The organism is Terriglobus sp. 2YAB30_2 (assembly GCF_052114765.1).
Classification (GTDB): Bacteria; Acidobacteriota; Terriglobia; order Terriglobales; family Acidobacteriaceae; genus Terriglobus.
Window position 1 is genome coordinate 59,324 of the sequence record NZ_JBFRFJ010000003.1, and the last position, 19,732, is coordinate 79,055.

A 19,732-nucleotide genomic window follows, 5' to 3' on the forward strand; every position below is an offset into this window, starting at 1 on the left:
ACCACACAGGCGTACAATGATGTTCGTGGTCGACCTGTTCATTCACGGACTTTCGCATCTGTTGGTGCCGATGTTCTTCTTCGGCCTTGTCGGTTCAGTCTTCGTTGTCGTCATCAGTTCGGCGCACGATCTGCTGGAAGTCTTCACTCCTGATGAGGAACCGAACGAGGCGGAGCTATAGCGATACCGTTCCACCCATTGACCTTGCCCAACCACAGGTCTAGACTCTTCGATGGGCGTCAGTTTCGTTGAGCGACGGATCGTAAAGTCCTCAAAAGGCGCGACCATACAAGATGGCCTCTAAACCCACGGTCACCGTTCCGCAACCGAACCGAGTTCGGCTCGTCGTAGCCTCCTCGGTTATGCTCACCTTCATTTCCTTCTGGCGAGCCGCCGCCATCGTTCTGAACGACCTTGGATCGTCGGCCTTCTACGCCGGAGGCATCTCAGAAGAGGCTGTCGGCAAATCTGCGCCATGGTTCATCATCGGCGTGATGCTCTTCTCCTATGCGGTGCGCTCGGTCTACGTCGAGAGCTGTTCGATGTTTACTCGAGGCGGCGTCTACCGCATCGTGAAGGAGGCCCTCGGCTCCACCTTCGCCAAGGTTTCGGTCTCAGCACTGATGTTCGACTACGTGCTGACCGGACCGATCTCAGGCGTCTCTGCCGGCCAGTACATCGTCGGCATGTTGAATGACCTGGCCAGATTATGTGTTGAGAAATATCACTGGCCCACGTGGGCGGCGCCTCAACTAAACGTCAACTACGCCTCCGCCGCCTTCGCCGTCGTCATCACCATCTATTTTTGGTGGCAGAACATCAAGGGCATCGAAGAGTCCAGCGAAAAAGCCCTGACGATCATGAAGATCACAACGGTCATGGTGATCCTTCTTCTTGCCTGGGGCACACTGACCGCAGTCCATCGTGGAGCTCATCTTCCACCGCTGCCCACGCCGTCGAATCTTCATTTCTCTGACTCCGCGCTCGGCTTCCTCAAAGGCACTCACTTCGCCCAGACCCTTGGCCTCTTCGGTATCCTGATGGCCTTCGGCCACTCCGTGCTGGCGATGTCCGGCGAAGAGTCGCTGGCACAGGTCAACCGCGAGATCGAGCACCCCAAGCTCAAGAACCTGAAGCGCGCGGCGATGGTTATCGCCATCTACAGCCTGCTCTTCACAGGTATCGGATCGATGCTTGCGGTCATGATCATTCCGGATGAGGTTCGCGTCTCCGTCTATCGTGACAACCTTATTGCCGGTATGGCGATGTACATGGCCGGCCCGGAGTTTTTACGGCTGGCCTTCCGCGCCTTTGTCGTGATCGTCGGCTTCCTGATCCTCGGTGGAGCAGTCAACACAGCTATCGTCGGCTCCACCGGCGTGCTGATGCGCGTCGCTGAAGATGGAGTTCTCACCGACTGGTTCCGCAAACCGCACAGGAGGTTCGGCACCAGTCACCGCATTGTGAATCTGGTTACCGGCATGCAACTGCTGGTAATTGTCGTCACGCGCGGCGACGTCATATTGATTGGCGAGGCGTATGCCTTCGGCGTGATCTGGTCGTTCACCTTCAATGCCCTGGCCATGCTGGTGCTGCGCTATCGTTTCCGTGGCGAACGCGGCGCGAAGGTGCCGCTGAATCTGCATATTGGCCGCACCGAAATCCCGGTGGGCCTGATCAGCGTCTTCTGTGTTTTGCTGACCACGGCGATCGTAAACCTCTTTACCAAGTCAATCGCGACCGTCTCCGGCATTATCTTCGCCGTCGTCTTCTTCATCATCTTTTCGCTCTCAGAGCGGGATAACAAGCGCCGCCATGCACTGGCAGAGCGCCAGATGAAGGAGCACTTCCAACTCGAGCACTCCGATGACATTGGCGCGGAAGAGCTGAAGATCCGTCCCGGCTGCGTTCTGGTCACTATGCGTGACGCGGCAAATCCCTTCGCCTTAAAGTGGGCGCTGGCACGCACCGATACTGATGAGCAGGATGTCGTCGTACTCGCCGCCCGTATGATGGGCGTGGGCGGTCCGGAGTATGTCGATGCCAGTGAACAGCTTTTCTCTGAGCATGAGCAGATGCTGTTTACCAAGGCAGTCTCCGTGGCAGAAGGCTTTGGCAAACATATCTCGCTGCTTGTTGTTCCGGCCGGCGACATCTTTGCGGCGATCGTCAAGACGGCTACCTCACTGGAAGCCGCCGCAGTAGTCTCCGGCCTCTCCAGCAAGCTCACCGCGCAGGAGCAGGCCTATCACGTCGGCCAGGCGTGGGAGGCACTTCCGGAACCGAAGCGGCAGTTCACGTTCTACGTGGTGCCGCAGCAGGGCGAGGCGGAAAGCTTCCATATCGGGCCGCATGCACCCACCATTCCTGCGGAAGACGTCCAGCTGGTTCATCGTCTCTGGTTGAATCTCCGTCGCAGTCCCAATATGCAGCATCTGCATCACAGCGACATCGTGACTTATGCGTTAACACGGCTATCCTCGGAATATTCCAAGGATCGCGATGCAGTCGTGCATGGCCTGCAGGAATGCATCGAACATACACAGCACCATCAGGCTCTTGGCTCTCCTGCCCGTTACGACTCGATGGAAGGGGCCGGCCCGGGGCTGTCTTTACAAGCTCCTAAACCAACTCCTGCAACAACTACCAAGTAACTGAGGTACAATTTCAAGAATTTGCAGGTATATTATCTGCTGGGTATCCTTGTTACTTAGAAGAATTTCATTGATCCGCGGATCCTTGCACGCTCAGAGTTATTCTGGATCCCCCAACCGCGGACATATTCAACGGAGGCAATTTCGTGGAAGTTTCTCGCATTATCGCCGAAATCGATGCACAGATCGCCAAACTCCAGCAGGCGCGCACTCTGCTCGCGGGTGCGGCAGCTGTGGGCGGCCGTCGTCCAGGCCGCCCAAAAGGCACAACCGCTGCAGCAGCAAAGACCAGCGTCTCTCGCAAGCGTTCCAAGCGTGTTCTTTCGCCTGAGGCTCGCAAGAGAATCGCCGACGCTCAGAAGCGCCGCTGGGCCGCACACCGCAAGGAAAGCGACAAGTAAATAAAAAAAGCCCCGATCCACTCCGGGGCTTTTTTCGTGTTCTGTAAGACTTCTATGTCGTCGGTTCTCCAATCGTAAGTTCCAACACGTCAATCCCTTTTCCTTCCAGTGCCATACGCAGAGCATCGGGCCTGCCACGGAGAACGGGGAAGGTACCGAAGTGAATCGGGATCACAGTTTTCGCGCCAATCCACTCGGCGGCGATTGCGGCGTGTTTCGGCCCCATCGTGTAGAAGTCGCCAATCGGCAGAACGGCAACCTCAGGGGCATAGAGCGCCTTGATGAGTTTCATGTCGCCAAAAAGCGAAGTGTCTCCGGCGAAATAAATCACCGGCCCATTCGCGGGCTTAACGATTAGACCTGCCGGGGGGCCGGCATAGACTGGCTTGCCGTCGATCATATAGCTGGAAGAATGGCGCGCTTCCACCATCGAGATTTCGAGATCGTCGACGTGTACCGTTCCTCCAAGATTCATTGCGATGAGCTGCCTGCTTTTCAGTCCCTGTCCCTCGAGTAGATCGCCAAGTTCCACCATGCAGACCACTGCGGGATTGTGCTGTTTCGCCACATCCAGGGCAGAGCCCGTGTGATCCGAATGTCCGTGCGTCAACAGCATGACATCGACCTTGTCGAATTTCTTTTTATCGGAAGGATAGACAGGATTTCCGTCAATCCATGGGTCGATCAGGATGGATGTCCCTGCGGCTGTCTTCAGATGTAGCGTTGCGTGTCCAAGCCACGTCAACGTGACCCCGCCAAGTCTGCTCATCCTAACCTTCCTTTTTCTATTTGCTGTTGTGCGATTCGGGCTGAATTTACCTGGGGATAAGATGCAGCCCTAGCGGCTAATGACTACTTCCCGAAGATTATCTTTCGCCAGGAAGAACTTATAGGAGTTGTAGCTCTCAAACATGCGCTCCACCTGGCGGTTGGTCCACACCTGCAGCAGTTTGCGATCGGCTATGCGCTGCATATTGATCATTTCGTTTTCGGTCAGGTGATACCGGTAGAAACTGGTGTCGCTGTCTTCCTTTTTCGTATGGAAAAACGCCAGGACCAGCCCACCGGGATTGAGCACCTCATGCAGCCGGGCGATCACCGCTTTTAGCAGTGACTCAGGAAGATAATCCGCAACATCCCACAGCAGCACGATATCGAAGGTGCGTCCGGCGAAATCGAAGTTCTCCGCCATGAAACGATCCACATCGAAGCGCGCCCCTTCACTTTCAGTAGCGGGCAACATCCAATGCGGCTTTGCGGCCTCCTCTGCCAGGTCGGCCATATAAACGCCATGTCCAAGACCGGTAAGGAAATTGATGTTTCCCGATGAGGTCGCGCCGATATCGAGGACGCGCAATCCCTCGCTCGCTTTTAACTGTTTAAGAACATGAGTCCAGCCGCTGGAATGACGTGCAACCACTCCGCGAGGCCCACTCGCCTGTTCGCTTCCGCCAAAGAAACCTCGCAACACAGTGCTGATCCCGACTCCTGGTTACTTATGCTGAAACAGCGAGGACTCTTCCACAACAGGAGCGGCATCTTCAGCCTTCTCCTCAGGTCCACGCAGGTCTACATGGCCACGTAAGACGGCGCCCTCTTCCACCGCCAGACGGACGGCAAGAATATCGCCCCTCGTGGTTGATTTGTCGCGTAGCTCCACCTTTCCCTCGGAGCGCAAATTGCCGTTAAGTTCACCCATCACAGCGACTTCGGGCGCCTGCACATCCGCCTTGAGCCTGGCGTTTGGCCCAACCGTCAACCGGCCTGCGGACAGGGTAACCGTTCCTTCGATGGATCCATCCACGTACAGATCTTCGCTTCCGCTGACTTCGCCGCGAATGACCAGAGAACGGCCAATCAGCGTACCGGCACCCAAAAGGCTCATATCCGGAAATCTCTCCTTTTGAAACATGTGGGACTTGCCCGAAGTCTATCCGACCAAAGGTTATCCGGCAAACCGCAAAACTTTCCTGATAAGCTGAGCGTCTACTTCAAAAGGTGCGCGCTCTACTCTTTACGCTTTTGACGGCCATCACACTGCCGGTCTCCGCGCAGACGGCAGACCTCTCGCAGGCGCCACGGGACTGGGTCGTCACCACCGTCAACACCGAACTTCCCGTCGTCGCCCGCGACAACTTATACCTGCGATATCTTTCACGCCGCGTTGATGAACGCGGCGACGTGGTACGCGACACCATTGAAGCCAAAGAAGGCGCGGTCGCACGTCTTGTCAGCAAGGAAGGCCGTGCCCTCACCAAGGAAGAGAACGAGGCTGAGTGTGCACGTCTCAATGCCACCCTGGAAGACCCCAGCGGCTTTTTGAAACACCACAAACGGGACCGATCGAATATTTCGTTGACCACGGAACTGATCAAACTCATGCCGGATGCAATGCTCTGGACCTACGTCCCAGGTCAACCGCAACTGGCAGGGCGGTCGCCGCAGCAAGTCGTTTTGGACTTCCACCCGAACCCGGCTTTTCATCCGTCCGGCATGGCCCAGGCCGCCCTTGGCTCCCTTGAGGGCCGCATCTGGATCGATTCGCAGAGCCATCACATGATGCGCATGGAGGGCCATATCTTTCGCGATGCCAACCTCGGATGGGGCCTGATCGCAAAGATCTATGCGGGCGGCAACCTCGAGCTCGATCAGCGCGATTTTGGCAACGGGCTCTGGACCTACAGCCGGCTCACCATGGACATCACGGTGCGTGAAGTGTTGGTACATACCGTCAGGGTGAAGTCGCTGTTTGAGGCAACAAATGTGACGCCGATGCCCAAAGCACTCTCCTGGCAGGACGCCATCAAGGTGCTTCTTACCGCTCCCCTGCGACCATAGAGCCGCCGCAAGAGTGGGAGGCCAGCCTACAAAGCGTGTTCCTAGGGTGTATCGACAAATTCGGAAGGAGTAGAGTCTCGTTGCCCCATTCTTCGCGGTTTTATCGCGAAGGGTGGGGTATCGCGCTTCGCGAGACCGTATTTTGATCTTTCAGACGATGATGCAGGAAAGGTCGGATGAGTACTCGGGATAGTGAAGACCGGGCCCATGTCCCCGAGGGACACCACCCCAACGAACAAGTTCGTTGGGGACCCCGGACATGGGGCACCCGATGCATGGGATATCTCGAATTTGTCGATACGTCCTAGCTATTTCGTGATTCGTTCTTCGCGGACGGTAAGCTTTCGGATGAGGTCGGCCTTCACCTCAAAGCCGCGGCCCGGCGTTGTCGGCACTACGATCTCACCAGTGCTGCTTACTTCGACTGCCGGCTCGATGATGTCTTCTGCCCAATAACGCTTGGAGGCGCTTACATCACCCGGAAGCCGGAAGTTCTCCAGCGACGACAATGCGATGTTCTGTGCGCGGCCAATGCCGGTCTCAAGCATACCGCCGCACCACACCGGAATCCCTCGCTCCGCCGCGACGTTGTGGACTGCAATCGCTTCGCTGAAACCGCCCACACGCCCGACCTTGATGTTGATAATGCCGCAGCTTCCCATGTCGATAGCCGCCAGGGCATCGCGCCGGTTGCGAATGGACTCATCCAGGCAGATGCGTGTCTTCAGGCGTGACTGCAGTTTTGAGTGGAAGTAGAAGTCGTCGTACCAAAGCGGCTGCTCGATCATGAGCAGGTTGAAACGGTCCCATGCGGCGATGTGATCGGAATCTTTCACCCGGTAAGCCGAGTTCGCATCGCAGCTCAGCAGGATTTCCGGCCAGCGCTTGCGAACCATCTCGAAGATCTCTACGTCCCAGCCCGGCTTACATTTGAGCTTGATACGCTGATAGCCTGCGGCGAGCTCCGTCTCGATCTTTTCCATCAGCTTCTCAGGCGTGGGCTGAATACCGATGGAGACACCGCAGGGAATCTTCTCGCGCACGCCGCCAAGCAGCTGGGCCAGAGGAACCTTCTTCAGAATCGATTCCAGCTCCCACACGGCGTTTTCCAGAGATGCCTTCGCCATGCGGTGTCCGCGAACCTGCTTCAACAGATCGGGCACTTTACCGCCGTTTTCGATCTCAACGCCTACCAGTCGGGGCGCCAGCTCCGTCTTCGCGATGATCCAGGCTGTATCGATCATCTCGTCTGAGAAGTAAGGGTGCTCTCCGGCGACGCATTCGCTCCAGGCCGTTGCTCCCTCGGCCTGCAGCTCTACGAGCATGATGCGACGCATCGTAGTCAGCCCGAAGCTGGTTTCAAACGGGTGAGCCAGAGGCATCTGGATCTCGCGCAACACTATGGCATCAATCTTCATTCGTCTCTCGTTTCCTTCTAAATCACTTGATCTTCGTCCCAGCGGCCCATCAGGAATCTGCCAGTCCCCTCCGCATCGCGGTCATAGCCGATCACCGAGAGCCCGTGCGCAAACGCAGCCTGCAGCGCCTCGCGGTTCGCGGCCTGCACGGCGGCTGCCTTATCGCGATCCGCTCCGTTTGCCTTCCACTCATAGATAGCAGCAGGCACCTCCACGGTGCGTTCGATCTCCATTCGAGGTTTCCCGCCGGCGAGGACAGTCTTGACGCGGTCGCTCTTGAGCCACCATTCGGCGTACAGACGGTCAGTGGGGAGACCTCCCTGCAACGGCGAGGTGGAAGAACCGTAGAAGTCGGCCTTATACCGTCTGGAAATGGCGCCCAGCTTCGTGATGTTGAGGTAGGCATTTTTGATCTCCAGTGGATCGTAGGTCCACTCCATCAGATCGAAGCCTTTGGCCAGAGCGCCGTCGCGCTGGGCGAGTTTGAGACGGCGGCCGATGCCGCCGTTACGGTACTCGGGCAGAACGGCCAGCATATGCGAATGAAGATAGCTGTGTCCGTTGCGGAAGCCTGGCAGGCCCATGGCGAAGCCGATCATGCGTTCACCATCATAGGCCCCGAGCACCTGCCCTCCGATGCGGTACGCGACGAGGAAAACGCGGCGCGGGACCAGGTCCTGCTCCGAGTAGTTCCATACCTTCAATTGCAGATCGACACACAGGTCGAACTCACTGAGCTCTGACAGCTCGCGGATCACGATCTCCGTACTCAAGCCTTCTTTGCCTCCGCCCACAGCTCTTCGAGCCGGGTTGGCGAGAGGCCCTCCAGGGAGCCTCCCGCGGACTGTTCCATGGCCGCAAATCGCGCACGGAACTTTGCATTTGCCAGGCGCAGCGCCTGCTCGGCATCTACCTTCAAATGCCGCGCAAGGTTGACTGCGGTAAACATCAGGTCGCCAAACTCTTCTTCTACCTTCGCACGATCTCCCGCAGCCACCTCCGCTGCGAGCTCCCGCGACTCCTCTTCGATCTTGCCGACAAGCCCCTGTACGTCCGGCCAGTCGAAGCCGACCTTGGCAGCCTTCGAGCCCAGCTTGGCCGCTTCGACGACAGCCGGCATACTGCGAGGCACCTCGCCTAGCAAACCGCCCTCACGAGCCTTTCCGGCCTTTTCTTCCTTCTTGATGGCCTCCCAGTTGCGGAGGACAGTATCGGCATCGTCGGCCGTCACCTCGCCGAAGATGTGAGGGTGCCGCCGGATGAGCTTGGAGTTCAGGCCATCCACAACTTCGGCGATTGAGAAGTAACCGGCCTCTTCCGCCATCTGCGCGTAGAAAAGCACCTGCAGCAAAAGATCACCGAGCTCGTCTTTGAGCTCCGGCCAGGAGCGTCGTTCGATGGCGTCGAAGACCTCGTAGGTCTCCTCCAGCGTGTGCCGCTTGATCGTGTCGAAGGTCTGCTCGCGGTCCCAGGGACAGCCATCCGGGGCTCGCAACTGCGCCATGATACCCACCGCCTCAGCGAACCGTGCCGCCGCCAGGTCCGGGGTCTTGTTCGAATCCATGGGTTAAGCATAACGAACGGAGACTGGGCAGGAGCATGTCATCCAAATCCATCAGGCACGCCCTGGGGTCGTGCTACCATCAACCCCATCGTGTCCACACCGACCAAGACGCGCATTTCGCCCTGGGCTTTGCTGCTGCTTCTGCCCTACCTGGCGCTCTGCTTTCCGAGCCTGTACAACCGCATGACGCCGGACCTGATGGGTTTTCCCTTCTTTTACTGGTACCAGTTGGCGTGGGTGATCATCGCGTCGGCCATCATGCTGGTCGTTTATAGGAAGCTGAAGTCCTGATCCGCACACCATGCACGTTCTTCCCGCATTGCTCGCTGAGATCCCTTTCTGGAAGAATCCCGATTACCTAAAGCGCACCGCGATCACGTTGCTGATCCTGGTAACCGCATTCCTCCTTTGGCGTCTTCTGCGCCGCGGGCGCGCCCGTCTGGATGACCTCCTGCAGAGCAAGCGGCGCACCGTACCGCCACTGCATATTCGTGGTCTGCAGCTTCTGACCGGGTCGCAGATCGTGTCCGCACTGAGCCTGCTAAGCGTCGCCGTTTTCTACGGGCTCGTCCTGCTGAACGTAATCGTCGCCCTGCTGCTGACCTTCAGCCAGTTCCCCGCCACCGAGCGTTATGTCAACCTGGTGCTCGGCTGGGTCCTCACTCCTCTGCACGACCTCTACTACGGCTTCCTTGCGTCGTTACCAAACCTCATCACCATCCTGGTGATCGCCATACTCACCCGCTTCATTCTGAAGGCGGTGCGCTTTCTCTTCACCAAGGCAGATGAGGGCGCCATCAATCTCTCGCCATGGGTGCACCGCGATGTGGCGCTGCCTACCGGCCAGATCGTCCGTGCCGTGATTATCGTGATCGCGTTGTTCCTGATCGCACCACGGATTCCAGGCACGGGATCGGAGGCCGCGAAGGGCCTGTCGGTCGTCATCGGCCTGATGGTCTCGTTTGGCTCAAGCTCAACCGTAGGTAATGTCATCGCCGGCATCGTACTGACCTACATGCGTCCATTTCGCGTTGGGGATCGGGTGCAGATCCAGGGAACCACCGGTGACGTGATGGAGCGGACGTTCCTCTACACCAAGCTGCTGACGCCGAAAAATGAAGAGGTGCTGATTCCCTCCACCAAGGCGCTGGATGGCAACATCACCAACTACTCGGCACAGGCGCGCTCCGGAAACCTGATCCTCTATACGACGGTCACGATCGGCTACGACACGCCGTGGCAGACAGTGCACCAGCTTCTGGTCGATGCGGCGCTGAAGACAGAGATGGTCGAGTCGAATCCACAGCCCTTCGTACTGCAGACCGCGCTGGACGATTTCTATATTCACTATCAGGTAAACGCCTTTACGGCGCATGCCGACACCATGCCGCGCATCTACAGCGAGCTCCACCGGAATATTCAGGATGCCTTCAATGAGGCAGGCGTGGAGATCATGTCACCGCACTACACCCAGCTACGAGATGGAAACCAGTCGACGGTACAGGGGCCATTGAAACCGAAACCCACACGGTTTCGAGTGGCAATGGACTGACACTTTCCCTAAACGGGTGCCCTACCCTCGGGGAGTGGGCAAGACCACAATATTCGAGAGAAAAACCGGTTTAAAGAAGCTGGCGGAGCCACATAGGTGCTGGGCTCCGCCGCCTTTTGGGGTGAGTAGTGAGACTGGCAGCACGCCGGTCTCACTACTTGGGGGAGGGGTACTTCACTTGCAGTAACTACTGAGGAAGGAAACCTCTACTTGGTACCGCTCGGAGCGGACGTGTCAGCCCCATCCTTCATGTTCGACATCAGGCGAACAGCGACGCGACGGTTCTGCTTGCGACCGGCGACCGTCTTGTTGGACGCGACTTCCTGATCCTTACCGATACCAATGAGATAGAACTTATGAGGAGCAACGTTGTACTTGGTCTGCAGATAATTTACGACCGCATCCGCGCGCCGCTGGCTGAGCTCGTAGTTGTACTGCGGATCGCCGGTGGAGTCTGTACCTCCGGTGACCTCAAGAATGTAGTGACGGACGCCGTCAAGCTTGGCGGCAAACGCGTCGAGGTCCTTCTTGTCGCTGGCGGTCAGAGTGGACTTGTCGAAGCCGAAGGTCACGGTCACATCCGCGAGCGGAGTGTAGTGATCCAGGTTGGCGACAACGCCGGTCAGCGAGTCGACACGATTGTAGGCTTCCTGGGCGCTCTTACCGGCTGCGTCCGCAGCCGTTCCGGCAGCCATAGCATGCTGATCAGCCGTATCGGCAGCACCCTGGGCGCGGGCGATGCCGGCCTGAGCGCGCTGATCCGTATCAAGAATCGTGCGATGGTCCTGTGCCGTCTTCGCATCCAGATCGTTCGTGTTCTGGATGAGAGGAGCAGTCTGCGAGCGAACATAGTTCTTTGTAGAGCAACCGACCGTCAGGAAGAGAATGCCAGCCGCGGCCACCGTGGTAGCAATCGTGGCTCCAAGATTCTTGCGTGCAAGGCGGAAATCGTTCGTCATGGTGACTCTCCTATTGTTTGGCCCGGCAAACAGGGCCATCTGTTACGCCTTATGAGATGCAAGCTACGCACCAAATGTAAACTCCAAATACTTTCAATGACTTGCGAGATTTCCGGGGTTTAAATAGGGAAAATTTTTCCTACCATCTCTTCCGACGATGGCAGGCCGAAGAGCGGAGTAATCTAATAATTTGCGCCTTGTAAGGGTGCTCCCACTGATGGATCTGCTGGCGAAAATCCGGACACTGCCGACCAAACCTGGCTGTTACCTCTACAAGAACGCCGAGGGCGAGGTGATCTATGTCGGCAAGGCGAAGAACCTGCGGGCGCGTGTCCGCAGCTATTTCCTCGCCGCCAGCCAGGCAAATGCCAAGACCGGCTCCCTGATGCGCGAGGCAGTCGACATCGATTACATCCAGGTAGCAAATGAGCACGAAGCTCTGGCGCTGGAAAACAACCTGATCAAACAGCGGAAGCCACGGTTCAACATCCTGCTGCGGGATGACAAGACCTACCCGTATATCAAGCTGACGCTGGGCGACCGCTATCCGAAGGTCTTTGTCACGCGGCGACTGAAGAAAGACGGGTCAGCTTACTTCGGGCCGTACTTTCCCGGCAACCTGGCATACCGCCTGGTAGATCTGATCCATCGTAGCTTTCTGATTCCATCGTGCAAGGTTGATCTCTCCCGCTATCACTCGCGCGCCTGCCTGCAGTACTACATCAAGCGCTGTCTTGGACCATGCGTAGAAGGCTTCACAACCCCGGAGGCCTATCGCGAGGCAGTACGCGATGTGCAGCTTTTCCTCGACGGAAAAGAAAGCGAGTTGGAAGGGCGTCTGCGAGAGCGCATGGCCGAAGCCGCTGTCGCAGAGCAGTACGAGCTTGCCGCACGGATGCGCGACCAGCTCATCACCGTGCAGCAGCTGCAGGAGAAGCAGCGCATTGCCAGTACTGAAAACGAGGACGCCGACGTCTTCGGCTTCCATTTCGAGAAAGAGATGCTCGCTGTCAACCTCTTCCATATGCGGTCGGGCAAGATCGTGGATAAACGCGACTTCTTCTGGGAAGACCTGCCCGACTTCAGCTTTCTAACGGAAGATCCCGAGGAGAGCGACGAGACCGAAGACATCGCATCTCTCGGCTCCGGAGGGGCTCCAGAAGCAGCAGCGGAGGCAACGATCGAGCGGCCCGCGTTCTCTCCTTCGGCCTTCTTCTCTGCCCTGCTGAAGCAGGTGTATCTCGATCAGCCGTATGTGCCCAAACATATCTACGTCCCGGTCGATTTCCCTGATCGCGTGGCGCTGGCCTCTCTGCTCTCAGAACGGACGGGGCACAAGATTGAGCTGGCCGCGCCGCAGCGAGGAGACAAGCGTTCCCTGGTTGACCTGGTATGCCAGAACGCCAAACAGGCCTATGACCAACGGTTCCGCACGCTGCAGCCGACCAACAAGGCGATCGCCGAAGCGTTGCAGGATGCGCTGAGCCTGGAAGAACCGCCGCGGCGTATCGAGTGCTTCGACATCTCCCACATTCAGGGAGCGGAGACGGTCGCCAGCATGGTGGTGTGGGAAGACGGCGCGATGAAGAAGTCGGACTACCGCAAGTTCAAGGTGAAAACCGTCACAGGTGTCGACGACTTCGCCTCCATGCGCGAGATTGTGCATCGCCGGTACTCACGCCTGTTGGAAGAGAAGAAAGATCTGCCATCACTGATACTGATCGACGGCGGCCTGGGACAGCTTCATGCAGCTTATGCCGCACTGGAACAACTCGGACTCACGCTCCAGCCGATGGCTTCCATCGCGAAACGCGAAGAGATCGTCTATGTCTACGGCCAGGAGGATGAGCCAGTGGTGCTGGATAGGCGTTCTCCGGTACTGCATCTGATCCAGAAGATCCGCGATGAATCGCACCGGTTCGCAATTACCTACCACCGCAAACGCCGCGAGATGCGTGACCGCGATTCGGAGCTGCTGGCAATCCCGGGCGTTGGTCCACGGACGCGGCAACGGCTGCTGGAGCACTTCGGGTCGCTGCGCGGCATCAAGCAGGCGGGGCCGGATGCCTTGTCAGCGGTGGTGAGTCCGGCAACTGCTGAGAAGATCCGGAACTACTTCCAGGCTGAGAACGAAGCAGCTGTCGATACGGCGCTGCGGGTAATTCAGTAAAACTGCCTCTCTGGGCCACATACCCGAGCCGCCCAAAATCGATATTCTTAGAGTGTGAGTACCGCCGCTGAGCTTCATGCCGAATCGATCTCCTTTCAGGATCACTCCGAGAACTCCGGCCCCTTCGACATCGTGGGCGATGTTCACGGATGTATCGATGAGCTAAGGGAATTGCTGGGAACGCTTGGATACCAGGTGGGTGATGATCTCTCCATCACGTCGCCGGACAAGCGCAGGCTGATCTTTGTCGGCGACCTCGCGGATCGCGGGCCGGGAATCCCAGGGGTCTTCCGTTTGGTATCTGCGGCGATGGCACAGGGCAAGGCTTTCTCTGTCGCCGGAAACCATGATGTGCGGCTTGCGACGGCTCTGTCCGGCAAGACCTTGCCCCTGACCTTCGGACTTGCTGACTCTCTGGAACAATTCGGACGGCAGTCTCCAGAATTCGCCAAGCAGATGGCGATCTTCATCAAGCGGCTGCCGGGGCATCTGATCTTCGACCATGCCAGGCTTCTGGTCGCTCACGCCGGCCTGAAGGAGTCCATGCATCGCGCCGCCACCATCCAGGCTCGGGAGCTCGCAATTCATGGAGAGAAGACTGGAGTCCGCGATCAGTGGGGCGAGATCCGTTATCCGTGGGCGGCGGAGTACCAAGGGAACCCGTTGATCGTGTTCGGGCATACTCCGGTGGAGAGCCCTGTGATCCTGAACAACACCATCAACATCGACACCGGGTGTGTCTTCGGCGGCAGGTTGACGGCGCTGCGTTATCCGGAGTGTGAGTTCGTCTCGGTTCCGGCGAAGCGTAGATACTACGAACCGACGCGACCGTTTCTTCCGGACGATCCCCGGCTGCGTATCGCTTAGATAGCCCATTCAATGGGTGCCCCATCCATTGCGTAGCAATGGATGGGATTTTCAGGGGATGGGATTTTCAGGGGATGGGATTTTCAGGGACAAGGCGGATTCGAGCTTCGCTCGAATGTCCCACTCACGCTACGCGTGACCACCCCAACGAACAAGTTCGTTGGGGACCCCGGTGAATGGGGCATCCAGTGAGTTGCCACACCGATTCGCACGCCAACGTCCGGCTTAGCGTGTTAGCGAGCTGAAATCTTCTTCGCCTCGTCCGCCAACATGCCTCCCGCTACCTCGTGAGCTCGCGTTGAGGGATGCCCTTCGTGGTAGAAGAAGTACTTCTCCGGCGTGGCACAGGGTGTGGGATCTTCGTTGCGGAGCACGCGGCCGGCACAGCGGTCCGTCGTATTCGTAATACCGTACTTCGCAGGGTTTGTAATCACCTCATCAAGGAATGCACCCCAGTTGCTGGTGGCAATCTCGATGTCAGCGTGCCGGTGCTTCATCTCTTCCGGAATACCGCGCAGTGCCGGGTTGACGCGGATTCCCTGCTGCGCAAACTGCGGAATCTTCTCCGGAAGAATGGCCACCATGAAGCGGCGTGCGCCCAGACCATAGAGCGCCTCGATCTCGTCCTCAATGTCCTGGGCGCTGGTCTCGATGGGCAAGGTCCTGTCATTCAATCCACCGGCGAAGAAGAACATTGTCCGCTTGGGATCGAAGGTGACGAGACCCGCCTGCATCAACTCGCGGAATTGCCCTACTTGAAGTTGCATGCCATAGCCTAGGATCTCGCCGTGTTTATCAATGCGCCCGAGTCCACCATCGGTGCGAGCGCCGCTGACGGCGAAGTTCACGCTCGCCCCAGCCCACGACTTCAGCGGTATGACCAGGTCAATACCGAGATTTTTGGCCATGTACCAGACTGCCGTGGGGCCATTGCCGTCAATGTATCCGGCTCCGGTATCGGAGTAACTGTCACCGAAGACGAAGAGCTGATCATACGGGCGCGACGGCTTTTGCGCCTGAAGCGCAACGGAGCCGAGACAGAAGAGAAGAGCAAGCTTCCGGAGTGCGTGCATGCGGCCATGCTACGACAGCAGCGTGTCAGTAGTGCATTTTCCCTGTAGCCGTAGTGTAGGGCTTCCACATCTATGGGCGTTTTCCGTAATAAAAACGCCACGGCACCCCCTCTTCCGGGATACCCAGTAACAGGGAAAATGCTCTAGTCCTGGTTGTCCGCGTCGCTGAGATTCTTGAAGGTATTGCAGGCGCCGATGGTGCCGTCCTGCAGACCACGCTCCAGCCACTGCTGCCGCTGCTCGGAAGAGCCGTGCGTGAAGCGTTCAGGACTGACGGCCCGTCCGGCCATCTTCTGAAGATGATCGTCGCCGACTGCCGCCGCAGCCTTCATGCCCTCTGCAATGTCACTGGTGTGGACATGACCGCGCTGCTCAGCGGAGTGCGCCCACACACCGGCAAAGCAGTCTGCCTGTAGCTCCAGAGCGACGGAGAGCTGGCTGCGCTGCGCCGGGCGCGCATACATCAGGCGTTGCACATTGCTCTCAATCCCGAGCAGGCGCTGTACATGGTGGCCGATCTCGTGCGTAACAACGTAGGCCTGTGCGAACTCGCTCGTACCGCCGCCGAAGCGCTGGAGCTCCTCCCAGAAGCTGAGATCGATATAGACCTTCTGATCGACCGGGCAGTAAAAGGGGCCAGTGGCTGCCTGCGCCGTACCGCAGCCGGAGTAGGTGGCATCGCGGAAGAGGACAAGCTTGGCATGACGATAGGTCTTGCCGTTCTGCTGGAAGATCTGCTCCCAGGTCTTCTGCGCGTCGTCCAGGGTCCAACTGATGAGCTGCACACTGTGCTTCTCCCCCTGGGTCTCCTCGACGGGACCTGCACTGCGGCGCTCTGCAGGCTGCGAGGGAGCATGACCGGCGCCAAAGAAGCCGCCAAGGAAGTTCCGGCCCGTAACCAGGCTGAGGATCAGCAGAAGGATGAAGCCACCGATGCCGAGGCCACCGCCCATACCGCCGAAACCAAAGCCGCCGCCACCACCGCCGCCGGAGTCGTCGCCTCGCCGGTCTTCAATATCGTCACTGGTGCCGCCAGGTGTCCAGTCCATGATTCATCCCCTATTCCGTAATCTTAGATGCCGCGCAAGGAACCGCAGTGCTGTTCCTTGCGTATCCTTGCCGCATGGCAGCATCCGTGACCGTCCGCTCCGCTGACCCTACACTCCGGCAGGCCATCAGGCTTGCTACGATCTTTGCACTCATCAAGCTTGCCATTCATGTCGGCACGAATCTGCTGGAGCCGGCGATCGGCTATGGCTACTTCCGCGATGAGTTCTATTACCTGATGTGCGGCCGGCACCTGGCATGGGGATATGTGGACCACGGCCCCGTTGTCGCGGTGCAGGCACGGCTGGCGGAGCTCTTGTTCGGGCACTCCCTGACTGGGATCCGCATGTTCTCCGCCCTGGCGGGTGCGGCTCGCGTCTTTCTGACGGGTCTGCTTGCCTGGGCGCTCGGCGGACGCCGGCCGGCGCAGGGCCTGGCGATGCTGTGTGTGTTGTGTGCGCCGCAGTACCTTGGCCTCGACAGTTTTCTCTCGATGAACTCCTTCGAGTCGATGTTCTGGATGATCTGCCTGCTGGCGCTGATCCTGCTGCAGCGAGATCTCTGGCCACCGCAACGGGCGTGGATCGTCCTCGGCGTCTCGGCAGGGCTGGGGCTATTGAACAAGCCCTCGATGATGTTCTTCCTGATCGCCGTAGGACTGGCGCTGCTGTGCACACCGCAGCGTAAGCTGCTGTTCACGCGTCATGCGGCGATGGGCATCGCCCTGCTGCTCCTGATCGCGAGTCCGAACGTCATCTGGCAGGCGATTCATCACTGGCCAACACTGGAGTTTCTGGAGAATGGACGCAAGGACGGGAAGAACATCTCGCTCGGCTTCCTGGCCTTCTTCCTGGCGCAATTCAAAAACGTCAACCCTATCGCGGCCCTCGTGTGGATTCCCGGAGTTGTCTTTCTGCTGCGCCGGGCGCAGTGGCGCTGGCTGGGGCTGACCTGGGTCTTTACCTACGCCATGATGTTTGCCCTGCACGCGAAGGACTACTACCTGGTGCCGGTCTATCCCATCGTCTTTGCAGCCGGTGGTCTGGCATGGGAAACACGCTTCGCCACACGGAAGTCAGTCCACTGGGATCGTCCCATTGCCTTCCCCGTACTGTCAGGCTTGATTGCGCTGTTAGCGATCATCTCGCTGCCAATGGCAATTCCGGTACTCCCGGTGGAGTCATGGCTGCGTTATATGAAGGCGACGCATCTTTACGACAGCTCCACCAATACTGAGACGGACAGTTCCGGAATTCTGCCGCAGTTCTATGCAGACCGTTTTGGATGGGAAGAGCTCTCCGCGAAGATCCGCCCCGCCTACCACTCATTGCCGCCGGAAGACCAACGGAAAGCCGTAGTAACCGCCGGCAACTACGGCGAGGCAAGTTCACTGCTCTTTCTCAATAAACCAGGTGAGATTCCACCCGTGGTCAGTGGACACAATACTCACTTCCTTTGGGGACCGCAGGGTGCTACCGGAGAGGTCGTCTTCTCCATCAATGCAGCGAAGCTTCCGGCCATGCTGGAGTACTACCAGAGCTGCACCGTGGTCGGACATCTGGATCATCCGTACGCGATGCCATTTGAGAACCGGCGAAACATCTACCTCTGCCGGAACAGGAAGAAGAATCTGACCGAAGATTGGGCGAGCTTCAAGTTCTACTACTAAAACAGTTAAAAGTTGAAAGTTAAAAGTTGAAGAGGTACGGCAGTGGTTAGATGAAGTGCTTGCCTGCCTTATAACAAGAGCTGGCTGGCGCTTGCCAATTGTTGGTGGAACTCTGTAGCGTCCTTGCTGTCCCCATGTCTTACATCGTTGCGCTTGCCGCGTTTGCGGGAATCCATTTTCTCGGTATGGCCTCGCCCGGGGCTTCGTTTGTGAATACACTGCGGGCCTCGACGCAGTATTCGCGTGGAGTCGCTCTGTTTCATGCGCTGGGGTTGGCCGGCGCTGCCTTCGTCTGGGCGCTGGCGGCAGTGCTGGGCTTGCAGAGTGTTTTGATGACCGTGCCTGGACTCTTTCGCGGGCTGCAACTCTTTGGCGGCGTCTACCTCATGTGGCTGGCGGTGAATGCGTGGCGTCATGCCAACTTCCCTGCACACCAACGTGCCTCGCTGGAACTTGGCGCAACCACCACCAGGTTTGCTTTGTTCCGGAGAGGTCTGCTGACCAACTTGGGAAATCCGAAGGTGATGATCTTCTTTGCCAGCGTCTTTGCCGCGGTGCTGCATCCCGAGTGGCCGATGTGGATACGGTTCGCGGCAGCCCTTCTGGTGTTTGCCGATGAGTTCATCTACTACAGCAGCCTGACGCTGTTGCTCTCCACACGCCATGCGCAACAGACCTACCGGCATGCCAAGCCCGTCATCGACCGCGTCGCGGGAACAGCGCTGCTGCTGTTTGCGTTACGGCTCTTCTACCGAGCACTCGAAAGCTGATTCCGTACACTGAAACACATGCATTATGTTGCCGCACTGCTTGCACTGGCCGGCGTTCATCTGCTCGCCGTCGCCTCGCCCGGACCCGCCTTTGTTGCCACCATGCGCGTCTCCATGCAACACCGCCGGCCAGTCGCCGCTGCACATGGCTTCGGATTGGGCTTTGCCGCGTTTCTATGGGGCGCGGCTGCGGTCTTCGGCGTGCAGATCATCCTGGCCAAGGCGGAGTGGCTCTATCGCATCATGCAGTTCGCCGGCGGCATGTACCTCTGCTACATCGGCGTGCAGTCCTGGCGTCACGCAAAGTCGAAAACGTCTAACGGCGCCGCCACCACGGCGGCTCCCGATATGTCGGTCGGCGCTGCCTTCCTACGCGGGCTTACGTTGAACCTCGCCAACCCGAAGGTCATTGTCTTCTTTGCCAGCATCTTTACGGCGGTGCTGCAGCCTTCGTGGCCACTGTGGCTGCGCGGCATCGTGCTGGCGATCGTGTTCGTAGACGAAGCCGGATACTACATTGGGTTGTCGCTGCTGCTCTCCACCCAGAAGGCACAGGCAGCGTATCGGCGCGCTAAGACCGGCATTGAACGCACGGCCGGTGCGGCGATGTTTACGTTCGGCGGGAAGCTGATCTACTCGGCCACCAGCAAATAGATTTGAATCGAGCTGTTCTTCGGCTTTAGCGAGGATCAGAGGATATGGAGAGAAGCGGATTTCTCCGCTACGCTGCCAAATGACAAATAAAATGTC

Annotated in this window: 20 protein-coding genes; 11 read left to right on the plus strand and 9 right to left on the minus strand. The window is 58.2% G+C overall.

Annotated elements, in window-relative coordinates; genetic code table 11:
• The first annotated feature begins 16 nt into the window (after window positions 1–16).
• The 3 genes from AB4Y89_RS05625 (at window position 17) to AB4Y89_RS05635 (ending at window position 3,055) form a co-directional block, all read left to right on the plus strand.
• Complete coding sequence (locus tag AB4Y89_RS05625) at window positions 17–181, plus strand: hypothetical protein (protein WP_442299931.1); 165 nt, start codon at window positions 17–19, stop codon at window positions 179–181.
• 112 nt (window positions 182–293) lie between these two features.
• Window positions 294–2,654: an APC family permease gene (locus AB4Y89_RS05630; RefSeq protein ID WP_442299932.1), complete on the plus strand. Its 2,361-nt coding sequence runs from the start codon at window positions 294–296 to the stop codon at window positions 2,652–2,654.
• A 146-nt stretch (window positions 2,655–2,800) separates the two neighbouring features.
• Complete coding sequence (locus tag AB4Y89_RS05635) at window positions 2,801–3,055, plus strand: hypothetical protein (RefSeq protein ID WP_442299933.1); 255 nt, start codon at window positions 2,801–2,803, stop codon at window positions 3,053–3,055.
• Window positions 3,056–3,107: 52 nt separating this feature from the next.
• Here the strand turns inward: AB4Y89_RS05635 and AB4Y89_RS05640 are convergent, their stop codons facing one another.
• From AB4Y89_RS05640 to AB4Y89_RS05650, 3 genes are all read right to left on the minus strand, one after another.
• Entirely contained in the window at window positions 3,108–3,824 is a 717-nt protein-coding gene (locus tag AB4Y89_RS05640) for a metal-dependent hydrolase (RefSeq protein ID WP_442299934.1), read from the minus strand.
• A 69-nt stretch (window positions 3,825–3,893) separates the two neighbouring features.
• Window positions 3,894–4,475: a class I SAM-dependent methyltransferase gene (locus AB4Y89_RS05645; RefSeq protein WP_442300316.1), complete on the minus strand. Its 582-nt coding sequence runs from the start codon at window positions 4,473–4,475 to the stop codon at window positions 3,894–3,896.
• Window positions 4,476–4,547: 72 nt separating this feature from the next.
• Entirely contained in the window at window positions 4,548–4,940 is a 393-nt protein-coding gene (locus AB4Y89_RS05650; protein WP_442299935.1) for a bactofilin family protein, read from the minus strand.
• 113 nt (window positions 4,941–5,053) lie between these two features.
• On the opposite strand from AB4Y89_RS05650, the gene AB4Y89_RS05655 reads away from it, so the two are divergent.
• The gene (locus AB4Y89_RS05655) at window positions 5,054–5,893 is read left to right on the plus strand and encodes a hypothetical protein (RefSeq protein WP_442299936.1); all 840 of its coding nucleotides are present in this window, start codon (window positions 5,054–5,056) and stop codon (window positions 5,891–5,893) included.
• 308 nt (window positions 5,894–6,201) lie between these two features.
• Here the strand turns inward: AB4Y89_RS05655 and menC are convergent, their stop codons facing one another.
• From menC to mazG, 3 genes are read right to left on the minus strand one after another with little or no spacing between them, the layout of a single operon-like run.
• Window positions 6,202–7,311 carry an o-succinylbenzoate synthase gene (gene menC / locus AB4Y89_RS05660; protein ID WP_442299937.1) on the minus strand — a complete coding sequence of 370 codons (1,110 nt, stop codon included), beginning with the start codon at window positions 7,309–7,311 and terminating at the stop codon, window positions 6,202–6,204.
• Between the two features lie 17 nt (window positions 7,312–7,328).
• Entirely contained in the window at window positions 7,329–8,084 is a 756-nt protein-coding gene (locus tag AB4Y89_RS05665) for a GNAT family N-acetyltransferase (RefSeq protein WP_442299938.1), read from the minus strand.
• Window positions 8,081–8,875, minus strand: a complete 795-nt coding sequence (mazG, locus tag AB4Y89_RS05670; RefSeq protein WP_442299939.1) for a nucleoside triphosphate pyrophosphohydrolase — start codon at window positions 8,873–8,875, stop codon at window positions 8,081–8,083. Before mazG ends, AB4Y89_RS05665 begins: the two co-directional genes overlap by 4 nt.
• 90 nt (window positions 8,876–8,965) lie before the next feature.
• On the opposite strand from mazG, the gene AB4Y89_RS05675 reads away from it, so the two are divergent.
• Together AB4Y89_RS05675 and AB4Y89_RS05680 are read left to right on the plus strand one after the other, a co-directional pair.
• Window positions 8,966–9,166 carry a DUF3311 domain-containing protein gene (locus tag AB4Y89_RS05675; protein WP_442299940.1) on the plus strand — a complete coding sequence of 67 codons (201 nt, stop codon included), beginning with the start codon at window positions 8,966–8,968 and terminating at the stop codon, window positions 9,164–9,166.
• A 10-nt stretch (window positions 9,167–9,176) separates the two neighbouring features.
• Window positions 9,177–10,427: a mechanosensitive ion channel family protein gene (locus AB4Y89_RS05680; RefSeq protein WP_442299941.1), complete on the plus strand. Its 1,251-nt coding sequence runs from the start codon at window positions 9,177–9,179 to the stop codon at window positions 10,425–10,427.
• 206 nt (window positions 10,428–10,633) lie between these two features.
• Here the strand turns inward: AB4Y89_RS05680 and AB4Y89_RS05685 are convergent, their stop codons facing one another.
• Window positions 10,634–11,386 (minus strand): OmpA family protein, encoded by a 753-nt coding sequence (locus AB4Y89_RS05685; protein ID WP_442299942.1) that lies wholly within the window; start codon window positions 11,384–11,386, stop codon window positions 10,634–10,636.
• Window positions 11,387–11,603: 217 nt separating this feature from the next.
• On the opposite strand from AB4Y89_RS05685, the gene uvrC reads away from it, so the two are divergent.
• Window positions 11,604–13,556 (plus strand): excinuclease ABC subunit UvrC, encoded by a 1,953-nt coding sequence (uvrC, locus tag AB4Y89_RS05690; RefSeq protein ID WP_442300317.1) that lies wholly within the window; start codon window positions 11,604–11,606, stop codon window positions 13,554–13,556.
• Window positions 13,557–13,610: 54 nt separating this feature from the next.
• Entirely contained in the window at window positions 13,611–14,423 is an 813-nt protein-coding gene (locus AB4Y89_RS05695; RefSeq protein WP_442299943.1) for a metallophosphoesterase, read from the plus strand.
• 233 nt (window positions 14,424–14,656) lie between these two features.
• Here the strand turns inward: AB4Y89_RS05695 and AB4Y89_RS05700 are convergent, their stop codons facing one another.
• Both AB4Y89_RS05700 and ypfJ read right to left on the minus strand, forming a co-directional pair.
• The gene (locus tag AB4Y89_RS05700; protein WP_442299944.1) at window positions 14,657–15,496 is read right to left on the minus strand and encodes an SGNH/GDSL hydrolase family protein; all 840 of its coding nucleotides are present in this window, start codon (window positions 15,494–15,496) and stop codon (window positions 14,657–14,659) included.
• A gap of 143 nt (window positions 15,497–15,639) precedes the next feature.
• Window positions 15,640–16,545 carry a KPN_02809 family neutral zinc metallopeptidase gene (gene ypfJ / locus AB4Y89_RS05705; RefSeq protein WP_442299945.1) on the minus strand — a complete coding sequence of 302 codons (906 nt, stop codon included), beginning with the start codon at window positions 16,543–16,545 and terminating at the stop codon, window positions 15,640–15,642.
• A 74-nt stretch (window positions 16,546–16,619) separates the two neighbouring features.
• Here ypfJ and AB4Y89_RS05710 point away from each other — a divergent pair, with 74 nt between their 5' ends.
• From AB4Y89_RS05710 to AB4Y89_RS05720, 3 genes are all read left to right on the plus strand, one after another.
• The gene (locus AB4Y89_RS05710; protein ID WP_442299946.1) at window positions 16,620–18,212 is read left to right on the plus strand and encodes an ArnT family glycosyltransferase; all 1,593 of its coding nucleotides are present in this window, start codon (window positions 16,620–16,622) and stop codon (window positions 18,210–18,212) included.
• Between the two features lie 134 nt (window positions 18,213–18,346).
• Window positions 18,347–18,982: a LysE family translocator gene (locus tag AB4Y89_RS05715; RefSeq protein WP_442299947.1), complete on the plus strand. Its 636-nt coding sequence runs from the start codon at window positions 18,347–18,349 to the stop codon at window positions 18,980–18,982.
• Between the two features lie 18 nt (window positions 18,983–19,000).
• On the plus strand, window positions 19,001–19,636 hold the full coding sequence (locus AB4Y89_RS05720) for a LysE family translocator (protein ID WP_442299948.1): 636 nt from the start codon (window positions 19,001–19,003) through the stop codon (window positions 19,634–19,636).
• Window positions 19,637–19,732 lie beyond the last annotated feature (96 nt).